The organism is Parasphingorhabdus sp. (genome assembly GCF_036964675.1).
Taxonomy (GTDB): Bacteria; Pseudomonadota; Alphaproteobacteria; order Sphingomonadales; family Sphingomonadaceae; genus Parasphingorhabdus.
Genome location: NZ_JBALTF010000027.1, coordinates 22,892 through 30,905 on the forward strand (window position 1 = coordinate 22,892; position 8,014 = coordinate 30,905).

The following is an 8,014-nucleotide window of genomic DNA, read 5'->3' on the forward strand; positions in this document are numbered from 1 at the left end:
CGGCCTTTTCTTTTGGCGAGCAATGAATAGCCATAATGAGAGTGGCATCGGCCACCTGCCGAAGGTTAGAAGGCACAGAAATTTACAAATAGGAGCGGAACTTATGGGACGTCTGGACGGAAAAAAAGCGATAATTCTCGGGGCCGCCGGTCAAGGCAATATGGGGCAGGTGATTGCAAAGCGTTTTCGCGATGAAGGCGCGGATGTTCTGGTGGCTGGACGGAAGGAAGAGGAACTGAAGCGCTTCGCTGAAGAGATCGGCGGTCACTATGCGCTATGCGATCTCACCGTTGAAGCGGATATCAAGGCTCTTGGCGATAGCGCGAAGAGCAAGATGGGCGGCGTTGATATTGCCGTCAACGCAACCGGCGTTGGTCTTTTAAAGCCCTTTCTGGACAATAGCCGCGAAGACCTGGAAATGATGTCGGCTCTGCAATTGGTCGGGCCATTCCAATTCTATCAGGAAATGATCAAGGCGATGGATGAGGGCGGATCGATCATCCAGATCAGTTCGGCCACCGCGACGATCATGCTGAACGACCACGCCGCCTATATGGGTACCAAGGCAGCCACCGATCATATCATTCGCTGCGTTGCCCATGAATTTGGCGAAAAGGGAATCCGGGCGAACAGCATTTCGCCGGGTCTCACGCGGACGCCGATGACGGCGGGCGTTGATCAGGTGCCTGGACTGGTTGAGTCCTTCGAAGCGCGCTATCCGCTTGGCCGGATTGGCACCAGCGAAGATATCGCCGCTGCCGCTGTATTCCTTGCCAGTGACGAATGTTTCATGACTGGCGAGAATTTGCAGGTCAATGGCGGGCTGTGCCTGCGCGGCAATCCGACCCGCAAGGATCAGGAACTGATGATGGCATCTCTCGCCGCGGCGTCCTGACGCTAGTCTATCGGTTTAAGTCGCTTCTGGATGTGCGGGCGGATCTTCAGGAACTGTAGATATAGGGCCTCGAGGATCGCCAGCACACCAGGAACGCGAGCCAGCAGTCCGATCGGCCGCAAGGCCGGGATTGCGCGCCACATGGCGGCAAAAGCCGCCGCGCCTGACAATAGACGTCCATCTTCGGAAGCATGAAAGCGGTCGAGCATCAACTGCCGGTCGAGCGGGCAGGATGCGGCGGGCAGAGCAATGTCGATGAAGCGGATAGCCTTGCGTCGGTCCAGCTTGCGCATCAGGGCGATTTCCCGAATGCACAGCGGACAGGCGCCATCATACCAGACGGTTACATCGCTCATCGATCCTGCTCGTTGCCGAGGCTGTGTTTCATGTCTGTCCCGCCATCATTACAGCAGAGACTTAATAGCCGGGACGGTCTTATGCCATATGGCCTAAAGGCCTAGTCCGCGCGATCGCATGCCTGTTGGCCGGCTCGCAAAGGGTGAGCGAAGATCAAACGTCCAGATTTGCGACATTCAGGGCGTTGTCGACAATGAACTCGCGCCGCGGTTCAACCACTTCGCCCATCAGCTTGGTGAAGATGTCATCGGTCACATCGGCCTGTTCGACGGTTACCTGCAAGAGCGAGCGCACTTCGGGGTCGAGCGTCGTTTCCCAAAGCTGTTCGGCGTTCATCTCGCCAAGACCTTTGTAGCGCGAAATGGCGAGGCCCTTGCGGCCTGCCGCCATGACCGTGTCGAGCAGTTCGGAGGGGCGGGTAATCAGCGTGCCGTCCGAGCCAACGCCTGCCTCATCGGCCTCATCCGTATCGCCGGCGGCCGATTTGACCAGCCGGCTGCCGCTGCCATAGGTTGCGGTTTCTTCGGAAGCGAGGCGGTGGAGTTTGCGGGCTTCGGCGCTTTCCAGAAATTTCGCCTCGATGATATGATGATCGGTGACGCCGCGCCAGAATCGCTGGAACAGATAGCCGCCTTCTTCCGAAACCTGGCCCGACCAGCGGCCTTCCTCGTCAACCTTGTCCATCCAGGCTGCCGTTGCATCAACTGCCGCTTGCCGTTCTGCCTTGCCATGATCGGGATTGAGAGCGCCGGTGAGCGCCATGCCTTCAACAATCGTGCTGTCGTAGCGCCGTGGCACATAAGCCATCAGACTGCGCATTCTCCGGGCATGTTCTATCAGGCCGCGCAGATCGTCGCCGCTCCGCGCACCTTCGCCGGTTTGCAGGATCATTCCGCTGAGGCCAGCCTCAACCAGATATTGGTCGAGCGCATTGTCGTCCTTGAGATAGACTTCGCTCTTGCCCTTGCCCACTTTGTAGAGCGGCGGCTGGGCGATATAGAGATGGCCACCCAAGATGATCTCCGGCATCTGCCGATAGAAGAAGGTCAGCAGCAGCGTCCGGATATGGGCGCCGTCGACATCAGCATCGGTCATGATGACGATCTTGTGATAGCGCAGTTTCTCGAGATTGAAATCGTCGCGGCCAATGCCGGTACCCATCGCCTGGATCAGCGTGCCGACTTCCTTGGACGACAGCATCCGGTCAAAACGGGCGCGTTCGACGTTGAGAATCTTGCCCTTCAGCGGCAGGATCGCCTGATACATGCTGTCGCGTCCCTGCTTGGCAGAACCGCCAGCGGAGTCGCCTTCGACCAGAAACAATTCGCATTTGCTCGCATCTTTTTCGCGGCAATCGGCGAGCTTTCCGGGCAGCGAAGCAATATCCATCGCGCCCTTGCGCCGGGTCAGTTCACGTGCCTTTTTCGCCGCTTCACGGGCGGCAGCGGCGTCGATGACCTTCTGCACCACCAGTGACGCATTTTGCGGATTTTCCTCGAGCCATTCAGCCAGCTTGTCAGCCATCAGGCTTTCCAGCGGCTGCCGCACTTCGGAAGAGACCAATTTGTCCTTGGTCTGTGAACCAAATTTCGGGTCGGGCAGCTTGACCGATACAATGGCGGTCAGGCCTTCGCGCATATCGTCGCCGGTCAGCTTGACCTTTTCCTTCTTCAGCGCGCCGGAGCTTTCGGCATAATTGTTCAGGGTCCGGGTCAGCGCCGAGCGGAAGGCGGCCAGATGGGTGCCGCCATCGCGCTGCGGGATATTGTTGGTGAAGCAGAGGACATTTTCATAATAGCTGTCGTTCCACTCGAGCGCGACGTCGATGATGACATCGTCGCGGTCGCCGTGAATGGCAATGGGTTCGGGCACCAGAGGCGTCTTGTTGCGATCGAGATATTGAACGAAAGCGGCAATCCCGCCTTCATAAAATAGGTCGATTTCCTTCGCCTCTTCATGCCGCGCGTCGCGCAGGATGATATGCACACCGCTGTTGAGAAAGGCGAGTTCGCGGTAGCGGTGCTCGAGCTTCTCGAAGTCGAATTCGGTGATCTTGAAGGTCGCGGGAGACGGGAAGAAGGTGACTTTTGTCCCCTTCTTGAAGCCGGTTGCATTGTCTGCCACCGGCGCATCACCGACGACCGCCAGCGGACGCACGGCATCGCCAAATTCGAAGCGCATATTATGCTCTTTGCCGTCGCGCCAGATATCCAGTTCCAGCCATTCGGACAAGGCGTTGACCACCGATACGCCGACGCCGTGGAGGCCGCCGGATACCTTGTAGGCATTGTCGTCGGAGGTATTCTCGAACTTGCCGCCAGCGTGCAGCTGGGTCATGATGACCTCGGCTGCCGAGACGCCTTCCTCGGTGTGCATGCCGGTCGGAATGCCGCGGCCATTGTCCTCGACCGAGACGCTGCCGTCAGCGTTGAGCGTGATCAGGATCAGGTCGCAATGGCCGGCGAGGGCTTCGTCGATCGCGTTATCCGATACCTCGAACACCATGTGATGCAGGCCGCTGCCATCATCAGTGTCGCCGATATACATGCCGGGGCGCTTGCGAACAGCATCCAGGCCCTTGAGAACCTTGATGGAATCTGCACCATATTCGTTCTGGTTGGGAGACTTGGAAGCATCTTCCGGCATTTCATTTTTGCTAATGTCATTCATGCCGGGACCATAGCCGCTGGAGCGGGCAAACCCAAGGAAAATGTAGGATTTGCCGATATTAAAAGCACTTAAAAACAATGACTTATATATATTTTCAATCGCGCGAACGATTCTCGCATCAAGCCGTGATTATCAAAATGGATAGGGGCGCAAAACAGCGGCCGGCGAGGAGATGGAACCCGGCCAGCAAAAGCCCTTTGCCGCTGCGCGCATTCGTGCGAAATGCGACCGCATCTGCACGCTTTCGGGCCAAAAAAACCGAAAAGGACCCCATTTATGACCAATTCTGCCGATATCAATCCCGCCGATATGGTGCCCTTCGCCAAGCACATGGGCATCACCATCACCGCGATGGACAAGGACAAGGTGTGCGGCGAAATGCTGGTCCGGCCGGAAATCTGCACCGCTGGCAACGGGCGCGGCAGTCCCAGCATCCATGGCGGCGCGGTGATGACCTTTGCCGATGTGCTCGGTGCCTTTGGCGGCTTTGCCAATCTGCCCGAGGGTTCAAACGGCACCACGACATCGGAAAGCAAGACCAATTTCCTCAACGCGGCACCCGAGGGCAGCATCGTCTATGGCGAGGCGACGCCGTTCAAGGTCGGCCGGCGCCAGTCTGTCTGGCAGACCAAGATCACGCTGGAGGACGGCACGCTGGTGGCGGTGGTCACGCAAACCCAGATCGTGCTGTGATGCGGCGTGGGTGATCCGTTCGTCCGGAGCCTGTCGAAGGACCAGCGCGCGATCAAAAAAATCCTTCGACAAGCTCAGGACGAACGGCGGGTAGTTGGGCCTCAACGGGCTGCGCACATTCGGTATGACCCTGCAATATATTCGCCGCTTCCCAAAGGCCCTGCTTTTGCGCTAAACCGCCGTCATGAACAGAACCCTGCTCGCCGCCTCCCTCCTGTGTCTGGCAACCACTGCCTGCTCCGAATCCACCCAGGTCAGCGATGATCTGCCCGAAAGCAGCGCCTATCTGGAAAATCCGACCGGCCGGACCGAGCGGGTCGAGGCAGATCCAACCGCCAAGCCGGTGCGCATTGGCGAAGGCGGCCCCCGTTTTGATGCCTGCCAGTCGGTCGGCAAAGTCGGCCGCCATGTCAGCGGATCGCTGCCGGTGCTCAGCGCGCCCTTTGATGCGGCAGAAAAAATCGACAGCCTGGCCGCCGGCCAGACGATCCATATATGTACCCGCAGCATCGACCAGCAATGGCTTGGCATTGTCTATGACCAGCCATCCGATCCGGCGGCAACCGGCACGCCCGTCGACTGCGGCGTCTCCTCTCCGGTGCGCGCCAAACGCAATTATGACGGCCCGTGCAAGAGCGGCTGGGTCGAAAGCACCTATGTGGTGCTGATCGCCGGCTAGGGGCCGGATGGTCATCGCGCTGGAGGAGCAGCAGCGGGATATTGCAGGAGGGTGGGCTTTGTGAGGAAACTGCCGATACAAGCTCACTGGTTCGGGGAACCAGCGACACGTCGTCATAGTACGCAATTTCATGATGCAGTTACCTCCGGGATTGACGGAGATTCTGACCGGATCTGCGCCAAGCACGACCAGGGCAGATGCCAATGATAAAGGCTTGTCGAGTTTTACTGGCTATGATCGGCATAGGAAGCGTCGTGGTAGCGACAACTGTTGGAGTTGTTGATCCTCTGGTGGACATAGTGATTGTGCTTTGCGTCGTCGCGCTAATCGCAGTTTATCTGCGAAGCGCCGCAAAACTTACGTATTTCTATGCCGGACTGACAGTGATCTCGACCACTTTCCTTTCCACTTTGATCTATCAAAATATCTCGACGACGCTCTACAAATTTGGCCCAATAATTTTAGGTATAACTATCCTCATTATGGCCAGCGACACGTTTAAGGTGAGACGATACCGATCCGGTGCTTCTGCCAAGTTCCCGTGACTCACCAAGCGCTGGTCTAAACCGAGGATTGCGGTGATAGTGCACCAATTCGTTTCACAACTCGGAACAAGTGCACTGTCACAGCAATGGCGTAATTACCGTAATCGGGTCGAAAGCAGCTATGTGGTGCTGGTGGCGGGCTAGATTTTCGGCGGCACTATTGCGCGCACGGGCGCCAAGCCGATCCAGATGCGCAGCAACGGCACCCGTCTTCCCAGATCAAAAAACAGCCAGCATCCGAGCATGGTGATGGCAACCAGCAGCGGCGCTTCGACAGCCAGCGGGAACTGCATTTCGTCGAGATAGTGGCCGGCGACGACGATGATGGTCTGGTGGATCAGATAGAAAGGGAAGATCGCTTGCGTCAGCATCTGGCGCAGAGGTCCGTCATTGCTGCTCAGATGGTGGTGCGCCAGGCCGATCGCGGCGATGATCGCGCACCAGGCGTCAAGCTCCCGTATCGCGCGCATGGCAATTCGAAGCCATTCTGGCGGATCAATGCCTTCGGAATAGGCGCTATAGTAAACGACAAGCACCGCCCAGCAGGTCAGCGCAATGGCGAGCGCGACCCAGCGCAACTTGACGCAGCGATCAAAAAAGGTCTGGTTCTTGGCGACGGCAAAGCCGAACAGGAAGATACTGAAATAGAGCGCATGCAGATACCAGTCGTCCCGGAAATCATGGCTTTCGCCGAAAATCGGAAATAATGTCAGGCGCAGCGCGGTCAGGTAGAGCCATGGCAGGAGGATCAGCAATGGCCCCGCGATCAGGGCGCTCAGCGCCGCCGGTGCCCGGCGCAGCAACGGCAGCATCAAGATGAGCGCCAGCGTGTAGAGGATGAGATAGGCGACAAACCACATGTGATTGTAGGTCGGCGTTATCAGGCAGCCGTCGGCATCGCACCAATGGCCCGAGCCGGTGACATATTTGATATAAAAATTGTCGAGCCAGGCGGCATGGTCCGGCCCAAGCTCGTTGGCGCCCTGCAAGGCCTCGACAATCTCGAAATAGGACTGCGGCGGAACGATCACGAACATGGCCAGCAGCAACGGCGGCCACAGCCGGCGCATGCGGATCGCGATGAATGACGTGAGAGTCATCTTGTCGGCCATGAAGCGGGTGGCTGCGCCCGCGATCAGGAACAGCAAAGTCAGCCGCCACGGACTGGTCAGCATCATTAATGGTTCGATCGCGTCGCTGGCGAAGCGCGATTTCACGTGCCAGTCCCAGGTCACGTAAAACATCCCGCAATGATAGAATATCAGCAGGCCAAAGGCGATGATGCGGAGCCAGTCGAGGTCGTAGCGGCGGTCGGTCATGGCGGGTGGTGTCTCCTTCTCGGCCGGGTTCTTGCGCCCTCGTGGCCGTCCGCCTATAGCTATGCCGCACAAGGCGGGCTGCCGGGACGAACGGGAATTTCGAGGTGACCAAAGGCGACAGAACAGGGACGAGCGGCTGGGCCCGGGCCGAATGGCGACCCTGGCTGGCGATCCTTTTTGCCTGTTTGGTGCTGACGTTCGTCAACGCCACATCGGACATCATGGAGGGGGCCGGGACCCACTGGAGCCAGCCCATCTTGTGGGAGGTGACCAGTGCGATCATCATCGTCGCGCTCGCCCCGTTGATTGGCCTTGCCGTGCAGCGATGGCCGCTCCGGAAGGACAATATCGCTGCCTTTGCGGTCATCCACTTCGCTCTGACCTTCCCCTTCTCGCTGGCCCATATCGGCTTTATCTTCGTGACCCGCGAGACAGCCTACCAGATGGTTGGCGCGCGCTACGGCTTCTTCGACGACGGCGTCGCGATCACTCTGCTCTATGAATGGCGCAAGGATGTTCTGGTCTATGCCGCGATCGCGGCGACCTACTGGATTTTTGACTATATCGCCGAGCGTAACCGGGCCGCGTCATCGCCGCCCACCGACGACCGGATCAAGCTGCAGGATGGCGGCGCGGCGGTTTTCCTCTCGCCGGACGAGATCAGCCATGTCGAGGCTGCCGGCAATTATGTCGAGTTTCACACCGCAGCCAAATCGCATCTGGTCCGCGGCACGCTGGCCTCGTGGGAAGAGCGGCTGATCGCGCGCGGCTTTGTCCGCGTGCACCGGTCGCGGCTGGTCAACCGCACAAAAGTCGCCGCGCTGACGCCGACGCGATCCGGCGACTTCGAGATATC

The 8,014-nt window shown here is 58.5% G+C and carries 7 protein-coding genes; 4 read left to right on the top strand and 3 right to left on the bottom strand.

Annotated features, from left to right (window positions below; translation table 11 throughout):
* Nucleotides 1-103: 103 nt before the first annotated feature.
* Nucleotides 104-895 carry an SDR family oxidoreductase gene (locus tag V7665_RS06765; RefSeq protein ID WP_335663770.1) on the top strand — a complete coding sequence of 264 codons (792 nt, stop codon included), beginning with the start codon at nt 104-106 and terminating at the stop codon, nt 893-895.
* Nucleotides 896-897: 2 nt separating this feature from the next.
* Here the strand turns inward: V7665_RS06765 and V7665_RS06770 are convergent, their stop codons facing one another.
* Entirely contained in the window at nt 898-1,251 is a 354-nt protein-coding gene (locus V7665_RS06770; protein WP_335663771.1) for a thiol-disulfide oxidoreductase DCC family protein, read from the bottom strand.
* A gap of 154 nt (nt 1,252-1,405) precedes the next feature.
* On the bottom strand, nt 1,406-3,922 hold the full coding sequence (gene gyrB, locus V7665_RS06775; RefSeq protein ID WP_442955188.1) for a DNA topoisomerase (ATP-hydrolyzing) subunit B: 2,517 nt from the start codon (nt 3,920-3,922) through the stop codon (nt 1,406-1,408).
* A 276-nt stretch (nt 3,923-4,198) separates the two neighbouring features.
* Here gyrB and V7665_RS06780 point away from each other — a divergent pair, with 276 nt between their 5' ends.
* Together V7665_RS06780 and V7665_RS06785 are read left to right on the top strand one after the other, a co-directional pair.
* Nucleotides 4,199-4,615, top strand: coding sequence for a PaaI family thioesterase (locus V7665_RS06780; protein WP_335663772.1), 417 nt, complete (start codon nt 4,199-4,201; stop codon nt 4,613-4,615).
* A gap of 184 nt (nt 4,616-4,799) precedes the next feature.
* Entirely contained in the window at nt 4,800-5,294 is a 495-nt protein-coding gene (locus V7665_RS06785; RefSeq protein ID WP_335663773.1) for a hypothetical protein, read from the top strand.
* A 685-nt stretch (nt 5,295-5,979) separates the two neighbouring features.
* Here V7665_RS06785 and V7665_RS06790 read toward each other — a convergent pair.
* Nucleotides 5,980-7,158: an acyltransferase gene (locus V7665_RS06790; RefSeq protein WP_335663774.1), complete on the bottom strand. Its 1,179-nt coding sequence runs from the start codon at nt 7,156-7,158 to the stop codon at nt 5,980-5,982.
* A 104-nt stretch (nt 7,159-7,262) separates the two neighbouring features.
* Here V7665_RS06790 and V7665_RS06795 point away from each other — a divergent pair.
* On the top strand, nt 7,263-8,014 hold a 752-nt coding region (locus V7665_RS06795), incomplete at its 3' end, for a LytR/AlgR family response regulator transcription factor (protein WP_335663775.1).

Bases quoted from the DNA above. Each gene is read 5' to 3' on its own strand.
- V7665_RS06765 (WP_335663770.1), top strand. From the start codon at position 104: ATGGGACGTCTGGACGGAAAAAAAGCGATAATTCTCGGGGCCGCCGGT.
- V7665_RS06770 (WP_335663771.1), bottom strand. From the start codon at position 1,251: ATGAGCGATGTAACCGTCTGGTATGATGGCGCCTGTCCGCTGTGCATT.
- gyrB (WP_442955188.1), bottom strand. From the start codon at position 3,922: ATGAATGACATTAGCAAAAATGAAATGCCGGAAGATGCTTCCAAGTCT.
- V7665_RS06780 (WP_335663772.1), top strand. From the start codon at position 4,199: ATGACCAATTCTGCCGATATCAATCCCGCCGATATGGTGCCCTTCGCC.
- V7665_RS06785 (WP_335663773.1), top strand. From the start codon at position 4,800: ATGAACAGAACCCTGCTCGCCGCCTCCCTCCTGTGTCTGGCAACCACT.
- V7665_RS06790 (WP_335663774.1), bottom strand. From the start codon at position 7,158: ATGACCGACCGCCGCTACGACCTCGACTGGCTCCGCATCATCGCCTTT.